This is a genomic window from Azonexus hydrophilus (assembly GCF_001956855.1).
Classification (GTDB): domain Bacteria; phylum Pseudomonadota; class Gammaproteobacteria; order Burkholderiales; family Rhodocyclaceae; genus Azonexus; species Azonexus hydrophilus_A.
Genome location: NZ_MTHD01000002.1, coordinates 285,322 through 308,884 on the forward strand (window position 1 = coordinate 285,322; position 23,563 = coordinate 308,884).

General features: G+C 63.5%; 22 protein-coding genes and 7 tRNA genes. 19 read left to right on the forward strand and 10 right to left on the reverse strand.

Annotated elements, in window-relative coordinates:
• Nucleotide 1 precedes the first annotated feature (1 nt).
• The 9 genes from BJN45_RS05880 to BJN45_RS05920 are packed head-to-tail and all read left to right on the forward strand — an operon-like array spanning nt 2 to nt 8,201.
• A complete protein-coding gene (locus BJN45_RS05880; RefSeq protein ID WP_083650903.1) occupies nt 2–412 on the forward strand; it encodes an ATP-binding protein in 411 nt (136 codons plus the stop codon).
• On the forward strand, nt 409–753 hold the full coding sequence (locus BJN45_RS05885) for an STAS domain-containing protein (RefSeq protein ID WP_076093061.1): 345 nt from the start codon (nt 409–411) through the stop codon (nt 751–753). Before BJN45_RS05880 ends, BJN45_RS05885 begins: the two co-directional genes overlap by 4 nt.
• A complete protein-coding gene (locus BJN45_RS05890; RefSeq protein ID WP_076093063.1) occupies nt 743–1,546 on the forward strand; it encodes an MlaE family ABC transporter permease in 804 nt (267 codons plus the stop codon). Before BJN45_RS05885 ends, BJN45_RS05890 begins: the two co-directional genes overlap by 11 nt.
• The gene (locus BJN45_RS05895) at nt 1,547–2,362 is read left to right on the forward strand and encodes an ABC transporter ATP-binding protein (RefSeq protein ID WP_076093065.1); all 816 of its coding nucleotides are present in this window, start codon (nt 1,547–1,549) and stop codon (nt 2,360–2,362) included.
• Nucleotides 2,359–3,273 (forward strand): MlaD family protein, encoded by a 915-nt coding sequence (locus tag BJN45_RS05900; RefSeq protein ID WP_076093067.1) that lies wholly within the window; start codon nt 2,359–2,361, stop codon nt 3,271–3,273. Before BJN45_RS05895 ends, BJN45_RS05900 begins: the two co-directional genes overlap by 4 nt.
• Nucleotides 3,270–3,824, forward strand: coding sequence for an ABC-type transport auxiliary lipoprotein family protein (locus BJN45_RS05905; protein ID WP_076093069.1), 555 nt, complete (start codon nt 3,270–3,272; stop codon nt 3,822–3,824). The genes BJN45_RS05900 and BJN45_RS05905 overlap by 4 nt, the downstream gene beginning before the upstream one ends.
• Nucleotides 3,825–3,877: 53 nt before the next feature.
• Nucleotides 3,878–4,855, forward strand: a complete 978-nt coding sequence (locus BJN45_RS05910; RefSeq protein ID WP_076093071.1) for an ABC transporter permease — start codon at nt 3,878–3,880, stop codon at nt 4,853–4,855.
• Nucleotides 4,855–6,228 (forward strand): ABC transporter permease, encoded by a 1,374-nt coding sequence (locus tag BJN45_RS05915; RefSeq protein ID WP_076094125.1) that lies wholly within the window; start codon nt 4,855–4,857, stop codon nt 6,226–6,228. Before BJN45_RS05910 ends, BJN45_RS05915 begins: the two co-directional genes overlap by 1 nt.
• Nucleotides 6,228–8,201 (forward strand): ABC transporter ATP-binding protein, encoded by a 1,974-nt coding sequence (locus tag BJN45_RS05920; RefSeq protein ID WP_170873059.1) that lies wholly within the window; start codon nt 6,228–6,230, stop codon nt 8,199–8,201. Before BJN45_RS05915 ends, BJN45_RS05920 begins: the two co-directional genes overlap by 1 nt.
• Nucleotides 8,202–8,207: 6 nt before the next feature.
• On the opposite strand, the gene BJN45_RS05925 is transcribed toward BJN45_RS05920, so the two are convergent.
• From BJN45_RS05925 to gltX, 8 genes are all read right to left on the reverse strand, one after another.
• Nucleotides 8,208–9,605 carry a transglycosylase SLT domain-containing protein gene (locus BJN45_RS05925; protein ID WP_076093075.1) on the reverse strand — a complete coding sequence of 466 codons (1,398 nt, stop codon included), beginning with the start codon at nt 9,603–9,605 and terminating at the stop codon, nt 8,208–8,210.
• Nucleotides 9,606–9,729: 124 nt separating this feature from the next.
• Nucleotides 9,730–9,806: transfer RNA gene (locus BJN45_RS05930), tRNA-Asp, on the reverse strand.
• Between the two features lie 30 nt (nt 9,807–9,836).
• A tRNA-Glu gene (locus BJN45_RS05935) sits at nt 9,837–9,912 on the reverse strand.
• A 33-nt stretch (nt 9,913–9,945) separates the two neighbouring features.
• A tRNA-Ala gene (locus BJN45_RS05940) sits at nt 9,946–10,021 on the reverse strand.
• A gap of 56 nt (nt 10,022–10,077) precedes the next feature.
• Nucleotides 10,078–10,154 (reverse strand) — tRNA-Asp (locus tag BJN45_RS05945).
• A 30-nt stretch (nt 10,155–10,184) separates the two neighbouring features.
• Nucleotides 10,185–10,260: transfer RNA gene (locus BJN45_RS05950), tRNA-Glu, on the reverse strand.
• 27 nt (nt 10,261–10,287) lie between these two features.
• Nucleotides 10,288–10,363 (reverse strand) — tRNA-Ala (locus tag BJN45_RS05955).
• Nucleotides 10,364–10,425: 62 nt separating this feature from the next.
• Nucleotides 10,426–11,820, reverse strand: a complete 1,395-nt coding sequence (gene gltX / locus BJN45_RS05960) for a glutamate--tRNA ligase (RefSeq protein ID WP_076093077.1) — start codon at nt 11,818–11,820, stop codon at nt 10,426–10,428.
• Nucleotides 11,821–11,916: 96 nt separating this feature from the next.
• On the opposite strand from gltX, the gene BJN45_RS05965 reads away from it, so the two are divergent.
• The 5 genes from BJN45_RS05965 (at nt 11,917) to BJN45_RS05980 (ending at nt 15,573) form a co-directional block, all read left to right on the forward strand.
• Nucleotides 11,917–11,991, forward strand: a tRNA-Val gene (locus tag BJN45_RS05965).
• Nucleotides 11,992–12,217: 226 nt separating this feature from the next.
• Nucleotides 12,218–12,433, forward strand: a complete 216-nt coding sequence (locus BJN45_RS17615; RefSeq protein ID WP_139326303.1) for a hypothetical protein — start codon at nt 12,218–12,220, stop codon at nt 12,431–12,433.
• A gap of 101 nt (nt 12,434–12,534) precedes the next feature.
• Nucleotides 12,535–13,095: a Spy/CpxP family protein refolding chaperone gene (locus BJN45_RS05970; RefSeq protein WP_088179045.1), complete on the forward strand. Its 561-nt coding sequence runs from the start codon at nt 12,535–12,537 to the stop codon at nt 13,093–13,095.
• Nucleotides 13,096–13,214: 119 nt separating this feature from the next.
• On the forward strand, nt 13,215–13,862 hold the full coding sequence (locus BJN45_RS05975; RefSeq protein ID WP_076093079.1) for an SOS response-associated peptidase: 648 nt from the start codon (nt 13,215–13,217) through the stop codon (nt 13,860–13,862).
• 82 nt (nt 13,863–13,944) lie between these two features.
• Nucleotides 13,945–15,573: a methyl-accepting chemotaxis protein gene (locus BJN45_RS05980; protein ID WP_083650911.1), complete on the forward strand. Its 1,629-nt coding sequence runs from the start codon at nt 13,945–13,947 to the stop codon at nt 15,571–15,573.
• Between the two features lie 89 nt (nt 15,574–15,662).
• Here the strand turns inward: BJN45_RS05980 and BJN45_RS05985 are convergent, their stop codons facing one another.
• A complete protein-coding gene (locus tag BJN45_RS05985) occupies nt 15,663–16,571 on the reverse strand; it encodes a GIY-YIG nuclease family protein (protein WP_083650914.1) in 909 nt (302 codons plus the stop codon).
• 117 nt (nt 16,572–16,688) lie between these two features.
• On the opposite strand from BJN45_RS05985, the gene BJN45_RS05995 reads away from it, so the two are divergent.
• The 4 genes from BJN45_RS05995 to BJN45_RS06010 all read left to right on the forward strand — a co-directional run bounded on the left by BJN45_RS05995 (nt 16,689) and on the right by BJN45_RS06010 (nt 19,487).
• Nucleotides 16,689–17,069, forward strand: coding sequence for a cupin domain-containing protein (locus tag BJN45_RS05995; protein WP_076094139.1), 381 nt, complete (start codon nt 16,689–16,691; stop codon nt 17,067–17,069).
• Nucleotides 17,070–17,214: 145 nt separating this feature from the next.
• Nucleotides 17,215–17,769 carry a phasin family protein gene (locus BJN45_RS06000; RefSeq protein WP_076093081.1) on the forward strand — a complete coding sequence of 185 codons (555 nt, stop codon included), beginning with the start codon at nt 17,215–17,217 and terminating at the stop codon, nt 17,767–17,769.
• Between the two features lie 111 nt (nt 17,770–17,880).
• The gene (locus BJN45_RS06005; RefSeq protein ID WP_076093083.1) at nt 17,881–18,360 is read left to right on the forward strand and encodes a cyclic nucleotide-binding domain-containing protein; all 480 of its coding nucleotides are present in this window, start codon (nt 17,881–17,883) and stop codon (nt 18,358–18,360) included.
• A complete protein-coding gene (locus BJN45_RS06010; protein ID WP_205750550.1) occupies nt 18,357–19,487 on the forward strand; it encodes an AI-2E family transporter in 1,131 nt (376 codons plus the stop codon). Before BJN45_RS06005 ends, BJN45_RS06010 begins: the two co-directional genes overlap by 4 nt.
• 212 nt (nt 19,488–19,699) lie before the next feature.
• Here the strand turns inward: BJN45_RS06010 and parC are convergent, their stop codons facing one another.
• Complete coding sequence (gene parC, locus BJN45_RS06015) at nt 19,700–22,027, reverse strand: DNA topoisomerase IV subunit A (RefSeq protein WP_076094142.1); 2,328 nt, start codon at nt 22,025–22,027, stop codon at nt 19,700–19,702.
• Between the two features lie 169 nt (nt 22,028–22,196).
• Here parC and BJN45_RS06020 point away from each other — a divergent pair, with 169 nt between their 5' ends.
• A complete protein-coding gene (locus tag BJN45_RS06020) occupies nt 22,197–23,555 on the forward strand; it encodes a sodium-dependent transporter (RefSeq protein WP_076093085.1) in 1,359 nt (452 codons plus the stop codon).
• Nucleotides 23,556–23,563 lie beyond the last annotated feature (8 nt).

A 23,563-nucleotide genomic window follows, 5' to 3' on the forward strand; every position in this document is an offset into this window, starting at 1 on the left:
GATGATGCCAATCTTCGACCGCGAGTTTCCGGCGCAGACGGCGGCGCTGGCGGAAGTGCGGGCTGCGCTCGACGCCGCCTGCCGGGGCGCCGGCATGAGCGAGCGCGCGACTGGCGACCTGGTGCTGGCGGTCAATGAGGCGTGCATGAATGTCATCCAGCACGGCTACGCTTACGCACCGGATGCCGTCTTCCGCTTGCGCCTGCTGCAGGATGGCGGCATGCTGCATGTACATGTGCTCGACAATGCCCGGCCCGCCGGGCTGGACGACCTCTGTCCGCGGGCGCTGGACGATCTTCGCCCGGGGGGGCTGGGGGTGCATTTCATGCGCCAGTTGAGCGACGGCATCGATTACCTGCCGGCACCGGCGGGCTATGGCAACTTGCTGCAGATCAGCAAACGTATCGCATGAGGGATGGTGTGGAGATTACATCGCGAAAGTCGGGGGATTTCGACTGGCTGGGGATCGCCGGCGAAGTGGACATGCATGCCTCGCCGCAGGTGCGCAAGGCGCTGCTTGACGCGCTGCAGCCGAAGTCGGCGCTGCTGGTCGACCTGTCGGCCGTCCGCTACATGGACAGTTCCGGCGTTGCCTGTCTGGTCGAGGCCTTCCAGACGGCACGCAAGCAGGGCAGCCGCTTTGCGCTGGTGGCGGTGGCCCAGCCGGTGCTGAACGTGCTGCGGCTGGCGCGCCTGGACAAGGTATTCACGCTGTACGCCTCGCTCGACGAGGCGCTGGCCGGTGGCGGCTGACTTCCTGCTCGCCCGCGTCGAGGCGCTGGGCCGACGTTCGGCGGCGGCGCTGGCCGAGGTCGGCTACATCGCCGCGCTGTTCGTCGAAGCCTGCTACTGGTTGTTGTTCGGCCGCTGGCGGCGGCAGCCGGTGCGTCTGGGGGCGATTTTCAAGGAAGCCATCGGCGTTGGCGTCGCCGCCATTCCGGTGGTCGGGCTGGCGGCTTTTGCCACCGGCATGATGCTGGCGATTCAGGGCGTCTATACCTTGCGCACTTTCGGCGCCGAAGAACAGGTGGTGATCGGTGTCGCCTTTTCGGTGACGCGCGAGTTCGGCCCGCTGATCACCGGCATTTTCGTCGCCGGCCGTTCCGGCTCGGCGATCGCCGCACGTATCGGGACGATGCAGATTTCGCAAGAAATCGACGCCCTGCGCGTCATCGGCATCAACCCGGTGCGTTACCTGGTGGCGCCGATCCTGGCCGCGATGCTGCTGACGCTGCCGGCGCTGACAGTGATGGCCGACCTGCTGGCGCTGCTCGGTGCCGCGCTGTACTGCGCCGGCGACATGGGGCTTCCGGTCAACATCTTTTTCGACCGGACTTTCGCCGTGTTGAGCGCCGGCGATGTGCTCGAAGGCCTGGCCAAGAGCCTGCTGTTCGCCGTCGTCATCACGCTGATCGGCGCCAGCAACGGCTTCAACGTCGCCGCCGGGGCCGAGGGCGTGGGCCGGGCGACGACGCGTTCGGTGGTGCTGTGCTGCATTGCGATCATTCTCGTGGACATGGTTTTCTCCTTCTTCACGAGTCGCTGAATGAACAGCCAGATGCCCAACGGATACGCCATCGAGGTCGAGCGCCTGGTCACCCACTACGGCCCGCGCAAGATCCTCGACGACGTCAATTTCACCGCCCGTCAAGGCGAGATCATGGTCATCATGGGCGGCAGCGGTTCCGGCAAGAGCACGCTGCTACGCCACCTGCTCGGCTTGCACAGGCCGACTTCGGGCAGCATCAAGCTGCTCGGCCAGGACATCACGAAACTGTCCGCCGACCAGATGTTCGACCTGCGCAAGAACATGGGCGTCGCCTTCCAGGGCGGGGCGCTGTTCAATTCGATGACGGTCGGCGAGAACGTCGAACTGCCACTGCGCGAGCACACCCGGCTCGACGACAACACCATCCGCATCATGAGCCGGATGAAGCTTGAAGTGGTCAATCTGGCCGGTTTCGAGGACATGATGCCGGCCGAGCTGTCGGGCGGCATGATCAAGCGCGCGGCCTTGGCGCGGGCCATCGTCATGGACCCGAAACTGCTGTTTTTCGACGAGCCGTCGGCCGGTCTCGACCCGGTGGTGTCGGCCGAACTGGATGAACTGATCCTGACGCTGCGCGACGCGATGAACATGACCATCGTCGTCGTCACCCACGAACTGGAAAGTGCCTTCAAGATCGCCGACCGCATCACCGTCCTCGATCAGGGCCGCATCCTGATGTCCGACACCGCTGCCGCCGTGCGCGCCAGCGAGCATCCGCGCATCCGCTCGCTGCTCGACCGGACGCCGCGCAATGATGCGGTCAACCCTGACGAATACCTGGAAAGACTGACCCGGGAGATCATCCGAGCATGAAACGCGACAACCTCAATTACCTGCTCGTCGGCGGCTTTGTGCTGACCATGGGCATCGTGCTGCTGTACGGGCTGTACCGGATCACCGGCCAGACGGCGGCGGGCGCGCCCTACGTCACGCACTTCGCCAACGTCGCCGGCATCAAGGCCGGCTCGATGGTGACGCTGGACGGTTACCAGATCGGCAACATCGAACGCATCGAGCCGCTGCGCCAGGACGGGCGCAACGTCTATCGGGTAACGCTGCAGTTGCGCGAAGCCCTGGCGATTCCGACCGACAGCCGGGCGCGCATCACTTCGCCGGGCCTGCTCGCGGCGCCGCTGGTCGATATCCGCAGCGGCGAGGCGGCCGAGTTGCTGGCGGCCGGCAGCGAGATCCCCGGCGAGGCCAGTGGCAACCTGATGGACACCGTGGCCGGGCTGGCCGGCGATCTGCGCGCGCTGGCCGACGAAGGCATCCGGCCGTTGCTCGAACAGGTCAACCGGCGCGTCGACCGCGTTGGCGGCAGCCTGGAAGAAAACCTGCCGCCCACGCTGCAGGAACTGCGCCAGGCGATGACCCGGCTGAACGCCACGGCCGGCCGCGTCGATCAGATGTTCAGCAACGACAACCGCCAGCATCTGGAAGCGATGCTGAAGAACGGCCACGAAGCCTCGCTCAAGCTGGCCCAGTTGTCGCAGGAAATCCTCGGCACCAGCCGTGAGCTGGAAGGGCTGTTGAAGGATTCGCGGCTGATCGTCGCCGGCAGCGGTCAGGATCTGCAGCAATCGCTGCGCCGGGCCGATGCGCTGCTGTATCAACTGGAAGCTGCCGGGCGCAACCTGAACGAATTCAGCCGGGCAATCCGCAACAATCCGGCGGCACTGATCCAGAGCCGGCCGCCGCAGGATGATTCAGGAGAAAAGCCATGAGCCGCCGTCTTGCGCTGGTTTTTGCCATTTTCGCGGGGTTGACCGCATGCGGCACCGTGCCGCCGGCCCCCGCCGAAACCTTCTACCGGCTGCAGGCCCAGCCCGTGCCCGGTGTCACGGCAGCGCCGGCCATCGGCCGCTTCGAGGCTGACAGCATCTACGCCGAACGCCCGCTGGTGTACGGTGATGCGGGCGAGCCACGGGCTTCCCGGCAGTATCACTATCACCTGTGGCTGTACCCGCCGGCGCAACTGGTGCGCGAGCATCTGGCGGCGTCGCTCGGCAGTTCGCAGCAGGATTTTGCCGAACAGCGGATCGAGGGCCGGGTGCTGCGTTTCGACCGGCTGGGCAAGGGCGCCGCGGCCAGCGCCAGCGTGACGCTGGAATTGCGGCTGGTGCGGGGGCGCGAGGAAGTCTTCAGCCGGCGCTACGCCGCTGAGGAAAATGCCGGCGCCGACGGTCTCGGCGCGCATGTCCAGGCCACCGAGCGGGCGCTGGCGACGATCTACGCCCGCTTTCTTGCCGACCTGAAACAGGCCGGCCTGCGCTGACACGGGCGGGCAGGGGATCGCCACGGCGGCGACTTCTGCCATAATCCGCCCCAATGCTTGCCTACATCGTCCGCCGCCTGTTGTACGCCATCCCGATCCTGATCGGCGTCAACCTCATCACATTCGCGCTGTTCTTCATCGTGAACACGCCGGATGACATGGCGCGCATGCAACTGGGCATCAAGCGCGTGACGCCGGAGGCGATCGAGAAGTGGAAGGCCGAGCGCGGCTACGACAAGCCGCTGTTCATCAATTCCGCCGCGCCCGGGCTGTCGACGGTGACCGAGACGATCTTCTTCGAGAAATCGGCGCGCATGTTCGTCGGCGAATTCGGCCGTGCCGAGGACGGCCGCGACATCGCCCGCGAAATCGGCGCGCGCATGGGGCCGTCGCTGGCCATCGCGCTGCCGACCTTCATCCTCGGGCTGTTCGTGACCGTCAGCCTGGCGCTGATCCTGGCCTTCTTCCGCGCCACCGCTTTCGATTTCTGGGGCGTCGTGCTCTGTGTTGCGGCGATGTCGATATCCGGGCTGTTCTACATCATCGGCGGCCAGTACCTGATCGCCAAGGTGTGGAAACTGGTGCCGATTTCCGGCTTCGGCGACGGCCTCGACGCCTGGCGTTTCCTGATCCTGCCGGTATTCATCGGCGTCCTTTCCGGCATCGGTTCGTCGACGCGCTGGTACCGGACGATCTTCCTTGAAGAAGTCTCGAAGGATTATGTGCGTACCGCCCGCGCCAAGGGGCTGCCGGAAACCATCGTGTTCTTCCGCCACATCCTGCGCAACGCGTTGATCCCGATCCTGACCGGCGTCGTCGTCGTCATTCCGCTGCTGTTCATGGGCTCGCTGCTGACCGAATCGTTCTTCGGCATTCCCGGGCTGGGCAGCTACACCATCGACGCGATCCAGGCGCAGGATTTCGCCGTCGTCCGCTCGATGGTCTTCATCGGCTCGGTGCTGTACATCGTCGGCCTGATCCTGACCGACATTTCCTACACTCTGGTCGATCCGCGGATCCGTTTCTCATGATGGGTTTCCAGATCGTCGTCCTGTGGTCCGATGTGCTGGTCTGGCTGTTGCTGGCCAGTGGCATCGGCGTCGGCGTGCTGATCGCCAGAAGCCCGCCGCTGCTTGCCGCCTGGCGCCGCGTTGGCGCCAGCCGCGCCGGCATGGCGTCGGCGACGGTGCTGCTGGCCTTCCTCTGCGTCGGCCTGCTCGATTCGCTGCATTACCGCGTCGCGCTCGACGGCAAGCCGGGCGACAAGACGCAGTACGCAATCGAGGTGCTGTCGGTGCTCGACGCGCTGGTCGGGCCGCTGCGCACGGAAAATGAAAAGACCTATTCGGCGCCGTTCGCAACGCATCTCTACGCCAAGGAAACCGTCGACCGGCCGGGGCTGGGCACGGTGCGCGAGTTTCCGCGGCTGAAGTTCGGCGGAGCGCATCTGGACGATCCGGCGACGCTGGCCGACGACGTCGGCGTGACGGCATTCCGCAGCGTCGCGCTGGTGACGCTTGGCTGGCTGGCGCTGGCCGGTGTCGTGGCGCTGCGTTGCGGCGGCTGGCGGGCCGTCTGGCGCGGCGAGACGGCTTTTGCCTGGAACGCGGTGCTGGCGACGCTGGCGGTCATCTTGCTGGTGCTGGTGCCGTTGTTCGCACTGGCCGGCCAGTACCATGTCTTCGGCACCGACAAGGTCGGCCAGGACGTGCTTTACCAGATCTTCAAGAGCGTGCGCACGGCGCTGATCATCGGCCTGGTGACGACGCTGGTGATGCTGCCGGTGGCCGTGCTGCTGGGCATCGTCGCCGGTTATTTCCGCGGCTGGGTCGACGACCTGATCCAGTACCTGTACACCGTCCTCAACTCGATCCCCGGCGTGCTGCTGATTGCCGCTGCGGTGCTGATGATGCAGGTGGTCATCGACAGCCATCCCGAATGGTTCGCCACCGCCGCCGAGCGTGCCGACCTGCGCCTGCTGGCGCTCTGTTTCATCCTCGGCATCACCAGCTGGACCGGCCTCTGTCGTCTGCTGCGCGGCGAGACGCTGAAGCTGCGCGAACTCGAATACATCCAGGCGGCGCAGGCCTTTGGCGTGTCGAACTGGCGGATCATCCTGCGCCACATCCTGCCCAACCTGATGCACATCGTCATCATCGCGCTGGTCATGGATTTCTCCGGGCTGGTGCTGGCCGAAGCTGTGCTGTCCTACGTCGGCATCGGCGTCGACCCGACGATGACCAGCTTCGGCACGATGATCAACAACGCGCGCATGGAACTCGGCCGCGAGCCGGTCGTCTGGTGGTCGCTGGTCGCCGCGTTCAGCGCCATGTTCATCCTGGTGCTCGCCGCCAACCTGTTCGCCGACGCCGTGCGCGACGCATTCGACCCGAGGGTGGCATGATGTTGGAAGTGACCGATCTCCGTCTGGGTTTTGCCGCCGGTCGGCGTACGCTGCTTGCGGTCGACGGCATTTCCTTCACCATTTCGCGCGGCGAAACCTTTGCACTGCTCGGCGAATCCGGTTGCGGCAAGTCGGCCACCGCGCAGGGGTTGATGCGGCTGTTGCCGGCGGCCGGGCGCATTGTCGGCGGTTCGGTCAGCCTTGACGGCGAGGATCTGCTGGCGCTGGCGGAAGCCGACATGCGCGGCTGGCGCGGGCGGCGCATGGCGATGATCTTCCAGGAGCCGGCGACCAGCCTGAACCCGGTGCTCACCGTCGGTCGCCAGATCGGCGAAGTGCTCGAACGCCATCTCGGCCTTGCCGGTGCGGCGGCGCGCGAGCGCATGCTCGACCTGCTGCGCCAAGTCGGTATTGCCGATCCGGAACGCCGCCTCGACGAATATCCGTTCCAGTTGTCCGGCGGCATGAAGCAGCGGGTGATGATCGCCATCGCGCTGGCCGGCGAGCCGGAACTGCTGATCGCCGACGAGCCGACGACCGCGCTCGACGTCACCGTGCAGGCACAGATCCTCGATTTATTGGCCAAATTGCAGGTCGACCGCGGCATGGGCATGTTGCTGATTACTCACGACCTCGGCGTCGTCGCCCGCATGGCCCACCGCATCGGCGTCATGTACGCCGGCGAGCTGGTCGAGGTGGCGAGCCGCGAGGACTTCTTCACGACACCACGTCACCCGTACACGCAGGCCTTGTTCGCCGCGCTGCCGGAAGTCTCGCGGCGCGGTACGGTGCTGACGACGATTCCCGGTCAGGTGCCATCGCTGGCGGCGATGCCGGCCGGCTGCCGCTTCGCCGAACGCTGCCCGCAGGTGATGCCGGTGTGCCGCGAGCGCTCGCCGGAATGGCGCGAGGCGACGCCGGGTCACGCGGTTCGTTGTCACTGGCAGGGCACGACGGCGGCGGCTGAAAAATCACCGGATTTCACGGTCGACCGTAAGATTTCGGAAAAAAGCGAACTGCTGACGGTCAGTGATCTCAAGGTGCATTTCCCGATCCGTAAAGGCATCCTGCAGCGCACCGTCGGCCACGTTTTTGCGGTCGACGGCGTTTCGCTGACGATTTCGCCGGGGCGCACGCTGGCGCTGGTCGGCGAATCCGGCTGCGGCAAGACGACGGTCGGCAAGGCGCTGCTGCAGTTGATCCCGCCGACCTCCGGCAGCGTCCGCCTGGCCGGCGAGGAACTGGTCGGGCTGCGCGGGCGCCGGTTGCGTGCGGTGCGCCGGCATCTGCAGATGATTTTTCAGGACCCCTTCGCTTCGCTCAATCCGCGCCTGCGCATCGGCGAGATCATTGCCGAGGGTATCGGTGCGTTGGCTGCGGCACCGGCCGGTCAGGCGCCGGCGGCGGTGAGGGCGTTGCTGCAGCAGGTCGGTCTGCCCGATGATGCGGTCGACCGCTATCCGCACGAGTTTTCCGGCGGTCAGCGCCAGCGCATCGCGATTGCCCGCGCGCTGGCCGTGCAGCCGGAACTGCTGGTCTGCGACGAGCCGACCTCGGCGCTCGATGTTTCGGTGCAGGCGCAGATACTCAACCTGTTGAAGCAACTACAGGCCGAACTGGGCGTTGCCTACCTGTTCATCACGCACAATTTCGCCGTTGTCGAATACCTGGCGCACGATGTCGCGGTGATGTATCTCGGGCGTATCGTCGAACAGGGGCGGGCGGAGGAGGTGCTGGAGAACCCGCGTCATCCGTATACGCAGGCCTTGCTGTCGGCGGTGCCAGTGCCGCGCCTGGATGGTGGGGAAGGGCGCATCCGCCTTGGCGGCGAGACGCCGTCACCGGCCAGTCCGCCGACGGGTTGCCATTTCCATCCGCGTTGCCCGAAGGCGACGGCTGTGTGCCGTGAGCGTTACCCGGAGCGCACGGCCGTGTCGGCGACGCATGCGGTCAACTGCCACTGGGTGGCATGAACCTGCTTATTTCTTCTTGACGGGTTTCTTGGCCGCTATTTTCTTGCTGGCCGTTGCCTTGGTGTTCTTGGCCGTGGGACGGCTACCCTTGGCGGTGTTCTTGCCACTGCTTTTCTTCGCGCTCAGTTTCTTCTTGCCGCGGGATTTCTTCGGTTCCGGCTGGATGATGGCCGGTGAGGATTCCATGCCGAGCATGCGCTGCATGCTTTCCGAATTACCGTTGCCCGGGACCAGCAGCTTCGAGCCGGCGGCCAGGCGGACATTGCCGGGCAGGCCGTTGGCCTGGATCAGTTCGCTGCTGGAAACGCCCAGCCGGGCGGCGATGTCGCCTACCCGTTCGGCCGACTTGACCGCGTAGGCCTGCCACTGGGTCAGCGGCGCGTGGTGGTTGGCGAGGTTTTCATTGAAGGTTTCGAGGCGGTCAGCCGGCAGGATGACCGGCGTATCCGGCTTGATGATCGGCCGGTTGTGCGAGGGATTCAGGTGGCGGAATTCTTCCAGGCTCATGTTGGCCAGGCGGGCCGCCGTCTTGACATCCATCGGCCGCGATGCCGCCGCGGTGACCAGATAGGTCTCGTTCGGGATGAACGGCAGGCCGAGCCGGGCGAAGGTTTCCGGGTTGCCGAGAATGTTCTTCAGTGCCTGCAGCTTGGGGACGTAGTGCCGGGTTTCGTTCGGCATCGTCAGGTTCGGGTAATCGGTCGGCAGGCCGCGCGCTTCGTTCTTCTCGATTGCCCGCTTCACTGCACCTTCGCCCCAGTTGTACGAAGCCAGCGCCAGGTGCCAGTCGCCGTGCATGTCGTAGATGGTCTGCAGGTAGTCGAGCGCGGCACTGGTCGAGGCCATGACATCCCGGCGCTCGTCCTGCCACCAGTTCTGTTCCAGCTTGAAGCGCTTGCCGGTGGCCGGGATGAACTGCCACAGGCCGGAGGCCGCTGCCGGTGAATGTGCCATCGGATTGAAGGAACTCTCGACCATCGGCAGCAAGGCCAGTTCGGTCGGCATGCCCCGGTTTTCCAGTTCTTCGACGATGTGGTGCAGGTAGGGGCGGCTGCGCTCGATCATCCGGCGCAAGGCTTCCGGGCGGTTCTGGTACCACTGCTGGTAGTGCAGGACCAGGTCGCTGTTCAGGTTGGTCATCGCGAAACCGTTGCGCAGACGTTCCCAGAGGTCGGTTGAACGCAGGGTCAGGTCGATGGTCAGCGGCAGTTCGGGCGGTGCGGTGATTTCCTGGATGCTCAGCCCGTCGGCGGAAATGGCTGGAAAGTGGCTGGGAATCGAGGTTTGCAGACGCGGGTGCAATTCCAGGTCGGCATTGGCCGGAAGGCCTGTGGCGAGCGCAGCAATCCCGACGATCAGTCCGGCAAGACGGCGATACAGCGGCTGAACTTCAGGAAGCGACATTGACCGATGCTCCAGGCGCGAACGGGTTCGGCAAAGCGCGCAATTATAACCGAGCAGGATGGGATCGTCAGTTTGTGAACCCAGAAAACAAGAAACCAGCCGAAGCTGGTTTCTTGAAAAGGGTTGGCGGAGTGGACGGGGCTCGAACCCGCGACCCCCGGCGTGACAGGCCGGTATTCTAACCAACTGAACTACCACTCCGCACTTAAAGCTGTGCTGCTGCCAGATTACTGGCGTCCCCACGGGGATTCGAACCCCGGTACCTACCGTGAAAGGGTAGTGTCCTAGGCCTCTAGACGATGGGGACCCGGACTGCAAAAAACTTACTGGTTCGGTTGTCTGGTGGAGGTACGCGGGATCGAACCGCGGACCTCTTGCATGCCATGCAAGCGCTCTCCCAGCTGAGCTATACCCCCAATGGAGAACAGCCGAACCTTCTTCCAGAACCGTTCAAAACGATCCTGCTTAAAACTGGCGGAGTGGACGGGGCTCGAACCCGCGACCCCCGGCGTGACAGGCCGGTATTCTAACCAACTGAACTACCACTCCGCACTTGAACCTGTGCTTACTGCAAATTCTTGGCGTCCCCACGGGGATTCGAACCCCGGTACCTACCGTGAAAGGGTAGTGTCCTAGGCCTCTAGACGATGGGGACCCTGGACTTCCTTTTCTTTCGAACACTTGGTGGAGGTACGCGGGATCGAACCGCGGACCTCTTGCATGCCATGCAAGCGCTCTCCCAGCTGAGCTATACCCCCGCTCGAAAGAAGGCCGCATTATAGGGATCGACTTTCCCCTTGTAAAGGGCCTTTCGCGAATTTCAGGGATTTTTTTTCAGGGCTGCCAGAACACCCTCGCGACCGATCAGTTCGATCACCGCATCGACCGACGGGGTCTGCGCCTGGCCGGTCAGCAGAACACGCAGCGGCATTGCCAGTTTGGGCATCTTCAGGCCATGCTTGCCGACCGTCTCCTTGATCAGCGCGGCGATGGCCGGGATCTCCCAGTCCACGGTAGCGATGCCGGCGGCGAAATCGGCAATTGCCGGCCGGGCTTCTTCCGCCAGATGCTGGGCGAGCAGTTCCGGATTCGGCGTCACCGTCGTGTAGAAGACCTCGACGGCATCCGCCAGGACGTTGAGCGTATTGCTGCGGTCGACGTACAGGGCGACGGCTTTTTCCAGGCTCGGCCCTCCGGCCACATCGACACCGCGCGCGGCGAGGCGCGGGGCGACCTTGGCGGCCAGCTCGGCCGCCGGCAACTGCTTCATGTAATGCTGGTTCAGCCACTGCAGCTTTTCGGTATTGAACTGGGCGGCCGAAGCAGTGATGTGGTCGAGGCCGAACCATTCGACGAACTGCTGGCGCGAGAAGACCTCATCGTCACCGTGCGACCAGCCGAGGCGGGCAAGGTAGTTGATGACCGCTTCCGGCAGGTAGCCGTCTTCGTCGTACTGCATCACCGACACCGCGCCGTGGCGCTTCGAGAGCTTGGCGCCGTCGTCGCCGAGGATCATCGACAGGTGGGCGTAGATCGGCACTTCGGCGCCCAGCGCGGCGAGGATGTTGATCTGGCGCGGCGTGTTGTTGACGTGGTCGTCGCCGCGGATGACGTGGGTGATGCCCATGTCCCAGTCGTCCACGCAGACGCAGAAATTGTAGGTCGGCGTGCCGTCGGCGCGGGCGATGATCAGGTCGTCGAGTTCGGCATTGGCGATCTCGATGCGGCCCTTGACCGCATCATCCCAGGCGACGACGCCATCCTTCGGGTTCTTGAAGCGGATCACCGGCGGCACATCGGCCGGCGGCGTCGGCAGCGTCTTGCCTGCCTCGGGGCGCCAGCGACCGTCGTAGCGCGGCTTTTCCTTCTTGGCTTCCTGCTCTGCACGCAGCGCATCCAGTTCTTCGCGCGTCGTGTAGCAGTGGTAAGCGGTGCCGGCGGCCAGCATCTGCTGGATCACTTCCTTGTAGCGCTCCATCCGCTGCATCTGGTAGAACGGGCCTTCGTCGTGCGTCAGTTCCAGCCAGTTCATGCCGTCGATGATTGCCTGCACGGCCTCCGGTGTCGACCGGGCGACGTCGGTATCCTCGATGCGCAACACGAAGGTGCCGCCGTGGCGACGGGCATAGGCCCAGGAGAACAGTGCGGTGCGGGCACCGCCGATGTGCAGGTAGCCGGTGGGGCTGGGAGCAAAACGGGTACGGACTGGCTTCATGGAATCAGGTATCTATGTGGAACGAAGTCCGATATTCTAGCCGACCGGCGTTTGACCTGCCCTGCGAGTTATGGTTAAATGCGCGCCTTCTTCGATGGGCGGTTAGCTCAGGGGTAGAGCACTGCCTTCACACGGCAGGGGTCACTGGTTCGATCCCAGTACCGCCCACCATCGAAAACATCAAGGCCCGAGAAATCGGGCTTTTTGTTTTCCTGCGCTGCCTGCTTGCTTCACCATGGCGTCATTGAGAGCGCAGCGTGGCAACGCAGAGGGACGGGATTGGCTTCTCGCAGCGACGAATCAGTGAGCACTTCCCAAGCGTAACCTGCGGTTACGTACCCATACAGTCTGTCATTCCTTTATGTTCGACAATTGCGCCTCCTGTTGGGAGACTTCCATGAGTTCGCAGAATCAGACGGAAATTGCTAGTAATCACTGGGTGGCGCAGGTGCGCTCGCGCTCGGGAAACAGCGTGCTGGTCCATATTCATCGAGGGGCGCCCATTCTGGCCAAGGATGCGATGTCGATTGCCCGCAAGACGGCAAGCTTCGGCAAGGTTGCTGGTTTGTCGCCGGTCGGCCGCTGTTCTGCCTACGTGGACGACGATTGCTAGCAAGGTGTCGTCGCGGCACGAGCAAACATTTACCTTGGCTTAACATGGCTTGACGCGAGGTAGGGCGAAAATCCGTTTTTCGTCTTTCCTGTGGTGGTGTCATGTCAAAAAAACTGTTTGTTCCTTTATTGATTGCGGTTCTTTGTTCTGCCGCGTGCGCGCCGATGGGGCGCGGTGGTCCGGGCGAAGGCGCGGGACGGGGCGGTCCGGAAACGGGACTGAGCGTTGGTTCGGTGACCGAACTTGGCCAGGAGCAGTTGCGCCTGACGGGCGAAGCCTTGCGCTTGAATCCGGCACAGACCGTATTCTGGGACCGCTACCAGGAGAAGGTCGGCGCGTTGCTGGCAGATCAGATGAAATTGCCGTCGTATCGTGCCCGGCAGACCGCTGTGCAGCAGATTGCCGGTAAGGCGGATGTGGTGCGCAATCGCCTGTCGGCGATGGAAGATATTCTGGACGCTGCCAGCGCCTTGTATCAGGCGCTTGACGATCGGCAGAAGAAAATTGCCGATGAAATGCTTGCGGCAACTGTGCCGGCGCTTTATTCCGGCCTTGGTGCCAGCGCAGGCAAGGAATCCGGAGATCAGCCCGGCGGGCGCCCTGGTGGACGGGGTGGTCCCGGAGGCGGCATGGGGGGCGGTTTAGGCAGAATGGAGCGCTAGGGCGCTGCGGGCTTGCCGCGCTTCGCTCGTAATGACGGCCAGCTCGGATTAACCAAGGTCTCGCTTGTATGCTGTCGATGTACTGTATAAAATAACAGTATATTGGTCGGGGAGCAGGCATGTGTGGTTGCTATGAACTCAAGGCAACGGCGGGGATGCTGGTCAGGCATTTCCCGGCGCTTCATTGCCTGCAGGGCAGGATCGTCCGCCAGGAAGAGATCCAGCCGGCCGCGCATGTTTCGGTTGTGACCGGAACCGCGGGCAGGTTTTCCGGGGAACTGGCCCGCTGGGGTCTGGTGGGGAGTTTCCTCGAGCAGGCGCCGCGCGTACCGGTGGTCAGTCTTCGTGCCGAGGGTCTGGAGTCCAGGCCGTTCTACGGCCGCCTGCTCAAGGAAAAACGTTGCCTGATTCCGGCGACGGCCTTTTTCGAATGGCGCACCGATGCCAGCGGCAGCCGGCGATGGGCGCGCTGTTCCGATGTCGCGGGCAAGCCCTTCCTGTTTGCCGGTGTGTTTGATCGGCATCCTCTGGCGGGAACGACTTGTGCAATCCTGACGATTGCAGCCAATGAAACGCTTGCTGCGGTCAACGAGCGAATGCCGCTGATTTTGAGTCGTGACGAGGCAGTTTTCTGGCTGGGCGATCATCCGGTGTTTCCCGTGGATGATTTTTCGGCCATGACCCAGCCGTTGTCTCGCATGTCCCTGAGAGTCGATCTGGAAGCGGTGCATCAGCCTTTCTCACAGCTATCGCTGGGGTTTTCCTGATAAATAATTAATTGCCAATAAGGATATTTTTTGGATTATTATTTTTGACATCTTTATCGGCTGTATGAATTGGGGGGCAATCATGAGCTGGTTCGACAATCTTTCGCTGCGCTACAAGCTTTTGATCAATTTTCTCGCCAGTGGCGGGGTATTGATAGTCGCAGTAATCATCTGCATCACCCAGATCCAGTCCGTCGGCAAGAATACGGAAGAAATTGCGGGCAACTGGCTGCCAGCAGTCCAGGCGGTCGGAGAAATCAGTCAGTTGCGCTTGCGTTATCGGGTGCGCAGTCTGGAATACATGTTGCCGGGAAGCGCCGAGGAAAAGGCCAAGATTGCCAGCAGTCTCGGCAAGCTCGATGAGTCACTGCAGGAGGCGCTGAAGGCTTATGAGAAGCTGATCAGCTCGGAGCAGGAGCGGCAGATCTATCAGGAGGCCGTGAAGGCAGTTGGTGGCTACAAGTCCGCTGTCGAGAAGGCGATTGCCCTGGCGACCGCCGGCGATGAAGAAGGTGCGCAGCAGTTGCGCCGGACCGAGTGGGTTGCCACCGCCAATGCCTTGCGTGACAGGACGGATGAACTGGCAAAGCTGAACCGCGATGGTGCCGATCACGCGTCGGCCAGTGCCCGGGCCCAGGTCAATACGGCCTTCGTCGGTGGCGTTTCGGCGCTGGTGGCAGGTATCGTCCTGGCCCTGATCGTGTCTTATCTGATTGCCCGTCGCATGGGCAATCAACTGGATGCTGCGGTTGTTGCCGCCCGCCGCATCGCGACTGGTGATTTGCGGGGTGAATTGCCCCGGGTTGGGCAGGACGAGGTTGGCAAGCTGGTCGGTGCGGTCGGGGACATGCAGCAGTCGTTGCGTTCCGCCATGGGCGAAACCCTGACCAGCGCCGAGCAGATACTCGAAGCGTCGAAGTCGCTGAATCATGCGGTCAGCCTGATCGACCAGTCAGCCTCGGTGCAGAGCAGTGCCGCTTCGGCGATTGCTGCCAATGTCGAGGAACTGACGGTTTCGATCAATCACGTTTCGGACAATACCAACGAGGCCTCGCGTCTTGCCAATGCGTCCGACGAACAGGCCGAACTGGGCAATCAGTCGATCAGTGCGCTGATCGGGCAGATCAACCAGGTCGCTGGCGTCGTACGCAATGCGGCGAACCAGATCCAGGAACTGAAGCTGGAGTCCGAAAAGATATCCAGCATCGTAGCCGTGATCCGCGACATCGCCGACCAGACCAACCTGCTGGCGCTCAACGCTGCCATCGAAGCGGCCCGGGCCGGTGAAACCGGTCGGGGTTTTGCCGTGGTGGCAGACGAGGTGCGCAAGCTTGCCGAACGGACTGCAGTATCGACCGGTGAAATCAGCAGCATGGTTGCGGCCATCCAGCAATCAACCGGGCATGTCGTGAGCGGCGTGGCGCAAGGCGTCGAACTGGCCGACAGCAGTGTCGAACTGGCGCAGCAGGCAGGTGAGTCGATTGCGCAGTTGCGGCAGATGGCCCAGCAGGTGGCTGAGGTGGTGCGCGAAGTCGATAATGGCTTGCGCGAGCAGTCGACCGCATCAACCGATGTTGCCGTCAAGATCGAACAGATTGCGACCCAGTCCGAGGAGGCCAGTGCGATTGCCCACGAGACATCGCAGGCTGCCAGCAGCATGGACCAGACGGCTCACCGCATGCAGGAAATCGTCGGCCGCTTCAAGATATAGGGAGACGCTGATTAATTTGGTTTGGTCATTGCGAGCGTAGCGCGGCAATCCATTGCATCGTCGCTTCACTCCTTGTGGTGATAAATTAATCAGAGGGTGGCGAGCAGCACCGGTAGCGCCTCCCTGATTTCATCGAACGTGCAGGCCTCGGCAAATTGCTGGCGACTGCGCCGCCCGGCGTGCTCGATATCGACGCCGAAGGCATCGATGCCCAGGATGCGGACCTGCGCTGGCAGTAGCGGCGCCGATTCTTCCAGCAGGCGTTCTTCCTCGTCTGCTGTCAGTCCTGCCACGGTTTGCCAGTCCGCACCTTCCAGCCAGCCCATGCGGCCGATGCCGCCGATGAAACGGGCGCGCTCCGGGACCAGCCGGAAGAACATGAAATCGAGCTGCAGATATTGTCCGGCGTCGGGCAGGTAGCGGAGATAACGGGCGACCAGTTCCGGCGTCGCCGCGAATCTCTCGCAGCGTCCGACCAGCGTGATGCGCGCGGCATCCTGCACGTTGTCCTTGCCGGCCTCGACGACTGCCAGGCTGGCACGGTTGTCGGCGAGCAGGTTTTTGGTGTGCTCGGCCAGCGCGCTGATCAGCAGCAGTGGCCGTTGCCGCTCGTCGAGCACCAGCGGCACCGCCGTGCCATAGGGAAAACCGGGCAACTGGGTCGAGTGCGTGCACAGCACGGCATGCCGTGTTTCATGAAGCAGCTGGATGGCCGGGGAGAACTGGATCTGCATGGCGAGGCTCCGGGCAAGTTGACGTTTTTGTACGGGCGAGAGTTTCTTGACCCGCCATTCGGCGCTGGCGGCGGCCGAGCGATCAGGGTGCTTCTGCCAGGCCAGTAATTCTACCGGCGGATGGGCCCGCGTGTAGCGTGCGCCCTTGCCGCACCGGTGGGCTTCGAAACGTGCCTGAACGTCGGTCGTGATCCCGGTGTAGATGCTCCCGTTGGTGCATTCGAGCAGATACAGGAACCACGGTTTGGTCGGCTTGGCTGGCATGGCGGGTTGTCAGGGATGGGTGGAACGGATTTTCACGATATTGGTGGATCAATGAAACAGCGATTTGCTAGGATGCTCGGCCAAGCCCGTTTCGGGGCTTATTTGACCGATGGCACCATGAACAAGAACCTGAGCGCTTACGACGATGTTCCCGTGATCACTGCCAAGGATGGCTCGGAGATCCGTGAACTGATGCATCCCCTGCAGCATGGCAACAAGGCCCAGAGCCTCGCCGAGGCGACAGTGTATAGCGGCCAGCGAACCTTGCTGCACTGTCACCGGGTCACCGAGGAGCTGTACCACGTCACGGCCGGGCAGGGGACGATGATCCTCGGCGACCAGCGTTTTCCGATCGCCGTTGGCGACACCATCCTGATCCCGCCGGGGACGCCGCATGCGCTGCACAATACCTGGCCGGTGCCGTTGCGGATACTCTGTTGCTGTTCGCCGGCCTACGCTCCGGACGACACGGAAATTCTCGACAACGAGCCGCGCTGAGTTGCGCAATGTTTCGTTATGTGAAGAAATTGTTGCACTGCACAAAATTGTGTTGACCTGATTCTCCGGGTGTGTAGAATACGTACATGCTGCACTGCACCATTTGACTGGTGTGCTGATTACCCAACCCTCTGGAGATATTGACATGACCATCAAACCTGAAGAATTCACCAAGTCCGGCCTCAACTTCGCCGTGTCTTTTGCCAACACCGCTTTCGATGGCATCGAGCGTCTGGCTGTTCTGAACCTGGCCGCTTCGCGCTCGCTGTTCGAAGCCTACGCTTCCAACCTGAACGCCCTGCTCGGCGCCAAGGACATCCAGTCGTTCGTTGATCTGCAGAAGGGCATCGCTGCCCCGTCGATCGAAAAGGGCATGGAATACTCGCGTAACGTCATCGCCATCGCGACCGACGCCAAGGAAAAGATCGCCAAGGAAGTCGAAGTCCACGTTGCTGACACCAATGCCAAGGTTTCCGGCATGGTCGAAAAGGCCCTGGCCTCCGCACCGGCTGGTTCCGAAGTGGCCGTCGCTGCCGTCAAGACCGCGATGAAGTCTGCCAACGAAGCCTTTGACGGCCTGAACAAGGTTGCCAAGCAGGCTGCTGAAGTTGCCGAAGCCAGCGTGAGCGCTGCCACCCAGGCAACCATCAAGGCCACCACCGCTGCTGCCCCGAAGGCTGCTGCCAAGAAAGCTGCCTGATCCACTTTCCGGATCAGCATCAAGAAAAGCCGGGGCTCGCGCTCCGGCTTTTTGTTTTTGTGGCTTGCCCGACTGCGCTAGAATTCCATCAGGATTTTCCGGGGGCGGCAAATGAAATGGCTGGGCAGGAAGCATGAGCTGGCGGGGGATGGGCATCAACTGGCCAGCACCGAGTTGTTTCGTGATCTTGGGGCGCGCGAGTTGCGCATCGTCGATGCCTTCGTCCAGGAACGCAGTTTCCTCGCCGGCGAGGTGATCTTCGACGAAGGCGAGGAGGGCCAGGCGCTTTATGTCGTGGCCAGCGGCAAGGTCGCCATCTGCCTGCCGGGACGTTTCGAAACGCCACTGGCCGAACTGACGCCTGGCAGTTTCTTCGGCGAACTCGGCCTGCTCGACGACAGCCCGCGCTCGGCACAGGCCCGGGCGCTCGAGCCGGTGACCCTGATCGTCCTGTCGCGCAGCGACTTCGAGCGCCTGATGGAATCCCATGCCCGTATCGCCTCGCGCATCGCGTTGCAACTGGCGCGCCATATCGGCCGGCGATTGCGCCAGATGGTTGCCGCGTCACCGATCGGCAAGAGCCTGTCGTGACGGCCTCAGGCTTGCCGTACCGGGCGGGGCCGCTGGTCTGGGCGGCGAACATTGGCGCCACCTGCGTCGTGCTTTTCCTGTTCCAGAAAATCCTCTGGCTGGTCGTTCCCTTCATCCTGGCGCTGATCATCTATTACGTGCTGATGCCGCTCAAGCTGCAATTGCTGCTGCGCGGCGTTTCGCACGACCGGGCCGCAGCCTGGGTCAGCCTGCTCGCCTTCGGGGTTTTCCTGGCCGGTGCAGTCCTTGCCTTTCCGGCCTTTTTCGGCGAAGCCATAGCCTGGCAGGATTCGGCAATGCGTTATCTCGGCGGCGGCATCCGTCTGCTCGCCGGCGCGATGAGCGATCTCGAACAGCGCTTCGGTTTCATCGCGCAGTCGTCGGCGCGCGAGATGCTTGAGTTGCAACTGGGCGGCTTTTTCGAGCATTTTGCCGAGAAATACCTGCCGGGGCTGGCCATGGGCATCGTGGCCTGGTCGCCGTCGCTGATGCTGGCGCCTTTCCTGGCTTTTTTCATGCTCCGTGACGGCTGGCGCTTTCGCCGCTTCCTGCTGCGCGCGGTGCCCAATGCCTATTTCGAACGCAGCCTGTACGTCATGGACGAAGTCGACCGCACGGCGCGGCAGTATTTTGTCGGCTTGCTGCAACTGACCTTGCTCGATACCGTCTGCCTCGCCGCCGGACTCTGGGCTATCGGCATTTCCGGCGCGCTGACGCTGGGCCTGGTAACGGCCGTGCTGGCCTGGGTGCCGTATATCGGCTCGATCATTGGCTGCCTGCTGGTGGTACTGGTAGCCGCCACCGATTTTCCCGGCCAGCCGGGCGTCGCCTACGCCGCCATCGCGCTCTTCCTGTTCGTCCGCCTGCTCGACGACTTCGTCTTCATGCCGCTGACCGTCGGCAAGAGCCTGAAAATGCACCCGCTGCTGACCGTGCTGATGATCTTCGTCGGCGGCGCCGTTGCCGGTGTGCCCGGCCTGATGCTGGTGCTGCCGGTGCTCGGCGTGATCATGGTGATCGGTGAAACGCTGGGGCTGCTGCTCACCGACACCCGCTTGCGCGCCCGTCATGTCCATGCGAAAGCCCTGGCGGAGCGCCAATTAACGCACGACTTGCGGCTTGATTAGCGTATTGCGGTCGACCGGTGGTTTTTGGTAAAAACGGGATGTCGACCGCAGAAAGCTTGGCAAGCGCTGGCTGACCGTCATCGCAAGGGTCAGATCGGTTTAATCGTCATCGCGAGGGGCGGAGCCCCGTGGCGATCCAGGCATTTTTCTGGATTGCCGCGCTGCGCTCGCAATGACGGTCAGTGTCTTCCTGGTGATCCGGGAATGACTGCTTACTTGCGTGGTGCCTTTGCCGGTTTGCCCTTGCCACCACGATTTCCCCGGCAGATTTCCAGGCGTTCGCCCTTGAGTTTGCCGGCGACGCCGTCGACCACGGCTTCGATGGTTTCCAGCGCCGTCTTGCCCGGTGCCGCGTCAATCAGCTTGAGGCCGCGGCCCTTGGCGAGCAGACGGATTTCTTCGAGCGGGAAGACCAGCGCGCGGCCGTCCTTGGTGAATACCGCGATTTCGCCGTCGGCCGGAGCAGGCTGGAAGATGGCCGGCGATTCGCCGTCGTCCAGCGTCAGGAAGGCCTTGCCGGCCTTGCCACGGGCGATGAAGTCCTCGCCCTTGACGCGGAAGCCGTAGCCGCCTTCGCCGGCGACCAGGTACAGCTTGTCGGCGGAGACTGGCCAGGCGAGCACCGTCTTGCCGCCGTCCTGGAAATCGACCAGCGAGGTGGCCGGTACGCCGTCGCCCTTGCCGCCGGGGATGTCGGAGGCGGCGATCGAGTAAGCGCGGCCCTTGGTGTCGAGCAGGATCAGTTGATCGACAGTGCGGCAGGGCAGGCAGGCGAGCAGGCTGTCGCCGGAGCGGAACGTCAGTTGCGTCGGGTCGACGTTGTGGCCGGTGCGCGAGCGCAGCCAGCCGTGTTTCGAGACGATCAGCGTGGTCGGTTCGTCCGGGATCGAGACGTTCTTGGCATCGGACATCGTCACCTTGGCGTCGGCTTCGATCAGCGTCCGCCGGTCGTCGCCGTATTTCTTCGCGTCGGCTTCGATTTCGGCAGCGACGCAGGCGCGCAGTTCGCTTTCGGAATCGAGCAGCTTGTTCAGGCCGGCGGCTTCTTCGCGCAGTTTCGCCAGTTCTTCGCCGATCTTGATGCCTTCCAGCCTTGCCAGTTGGCGCAGGCGGATTTCCAGGATGTCTTCGGCCTGGATGTCGGACAGCTTGAAGTGGGCGATCAGGTCGGCCTTGGGGTCGTCCGATTCGCGGATGACTTTGATCACCTTGTCGATGTCGAGCAGGATCGCCTGCCGGCCTTCGAGGATGTGGATGCGTCGTTCGGCGGCGGCCAGCCGGTGGCGCGTGCGTTTTTCCACGGTCGACAGCCGGAAACGGCACCATTCCGCGATCATGTCGTAGAGCGTGCCCTGGCGCGGCGTGCCGTTCAGGCCGAGCACCGTCAGGTTGATCGAGGCGTTGGTTTCCAGGCTGGTGTGGGCGAGCAGCAGGCGGATCAGGTCGTCCTGACCCTGGCGCGAGCTGGCTGGTTCGATGACCAGGCGCACGTCGTGTTCCTTGCCCGATTCGTCGCGCACGCCGGATTCGCCAATGGCCGACAGGAAGGCGCCCTTGAGGTTGAGCTGTTCCGGCGTGAACACTTTCTTGCCGGCCTTTTCCTTGGCCACCGGGTTGGAGCAGGCTTCGATCTCGGACATCACTGTGGCGGTGGATACGCCCGGTGGCAGTTCGGTGATGACCAGCCGCCACTGGCCGCGCGCCAGGTTTTCGATCTTCCACTTGGCGCGCACGCGCAGGCTGCCGCGACCGCTGCGGTAGGTTGCGGCGATTTCCTCGGCGGTCGAGATGATCTGCGCGCCGCCCGGGTAATCCGGGCCTGGCACCAGCGCCAGGACTTCGTCTTCGCTGAAATCCGGGTTGCGGATCAGGTTGACCGCAGCATTGGCGATTTCGCGCAGGTTGTGCGACGGGATTTCGGTGGCCATGCCGACGGCGATGCCGGAGGCGCCGTTGAGCAGCGCGAAGGGCAGGCGGGCCGGGAGCAGGCAGGGTTCGTCATTGACGCCGTCGTAGTTCGGTTTCCAGTCGACGGTGCCTTCGTCGAGTTCAGCCAGCAGCAGTTCGGCGATCGGCGTCAGCCGGGTTTCCGTGTAACGCATGGCGGCGGCGTTGTCGCCATCGCGCGAGCCGAAGTTGCCCTGGCCGTCGACCACCGGGTAGCGCAGGCTCCAGTCCTGCGCCATGCGTACCATCGCGTCGTATACCGAGGAGTCGCCGTGCGGGTGATATTTACCAATGACGTCACCGACGACGCGCGCCGATTTGACGTGCTTCGGGCTCTTGTACAGCCCCATCCGGTGCATGGCGTAGAGGATGCGGCGCTGTACCGGCTTCTGGCCGTCGGCATTCGACGGCAGCGCGCGGCCGGTGACCACGCTCATCGCGTACTCTAGGTAGCGGCGAGCGGCGTAGTCGGCGGGCGAGGGAATGTCGTCGGCCGGGCCGCTGGCGGCGGGCGGCAGCGGCGGCTGTTGGGCATCGCCGGCTTCGGCGGCGGTCGGGTTGTTCGGATCGAAGAGGTTGAGCTGGTCAGTCATGGCAATCGGCAATTGGCGGCAAGCGAGCGCGATGTTAACCGATTTGTCCCGGCGGCGACTCCTGCCCTAGGTGAAATCCCTAGCTACGGCGCCTCAACCGGCGGCGTAGAATCGCGGACTTTTCCGAAAAGACCGGGTTGCTCCGGCAATCAAGTACAGGGAGAGCAGGATGTCTGAACAAGCGCAAACGGCGCGCGCCCACTGGTCGGGCCGCTGGGCATTTTTCCTGGTCACCGTCGGTTCGGCGGTCGGCCTCGGCAATATCTGGAAATTCCCCTACATGACCGGCAGCAACGGCGGCAGCGCCTTCGTGCTGGTTTACCTGTGCTGCATCCTCGGCATCGGCGTGCCGTTGCTGATGGCTGAAAGCATGCTCGGCCGGCGCGGCCAGGGCAGCCCGGTCGGCAGCATGCGCGTGCTCGCCGACGAAGCCGGCGCCACCCGGCTGTGGCAGGTGATCGGCTACATCGGCATCGTCGGCGCCTTCCTCATCCTGTCGTTCTACAGCGTCGTCGCCGGCTGGGTGCTTGACTACACCTGGCAGGCTGCCGAAGGCTTCAAGGCACTGCCCAAGGAAGCCTTCGCCGAGGCCTTCGGCGCGCTGCTCGCCAGCCCGGGCCGGCTGATTTTCTGGCACACCGTGTTCATGGCGATGTCGGCACTGGTCGTGCTCGGCGGCGTCACCGGCGGCATCGAGCGCGCCAACAAGATCATGATGCCGGCGCTGTTCGGCATCCTCGTCTTCCTCGTCGGTTACGGCGCGGTGGCAGCCGACCTGCCAGCGGCCTGGCGCTTCCTGTTCCATTTCGACCCGTCAGCGATCAACCGTAGCGTCCTCTTCGCCGCCATGGGCCACGCCTTCTTCACGCTCAGCCTGGGCATGGGCGCGATCATCACCTACGGCTCCTACCTTGAGCGCGACGTTTCGATCCCGCGCACCGGCCTGGCCATCGCCGGCGCCGATACGCTGGTCGCACTGCTCGCCGGCCTCGCCATCTTCTCCATCGTTTTCGCCCAAGGCCTCGAGCCGGCGGCCGGTCCCGGCCTGATCCTGCAGACGCTGCCGCTGGCCTTCTCGCAGATGCCGGGCGGCCATGCCGTCGGCCTGCTGTTCTTCGTGCTGGTCGTTTTTGCTGCCTGGACCTCGGCGATCTCGCTGCTTGAACCGGGCGTTTCGCTGCTCAACGAGCGTTTCGACATGGGCCGCAAGCAGGCTGTCGTCGTGCTGTGCAGCGGCGTCTGGCTGCTCGGCATCGCGGTCGCGCTGTCGTTCAACGACTGGAGCGGCTTCACGCTGTTCGGCCTGGGCCTGTTCGATTTCCTCGACACGCTGACGACCAAGATCATGATGCCGCTGGCCGGCCTGCTGATCGCGCTGTTTGCCGGCTGGACGATGAAACGCGCCCACGTGTTCGACGAAATCCGCATGGGCAGCCGGGTCTTCGTGCTGTGGTACAACGTCGTCCGCTATCTCTCGCCGGTGGCGATCGTGATCATCTTCCTGAATGTCGTCGGGGTGATCGGCTGACAGCAGGC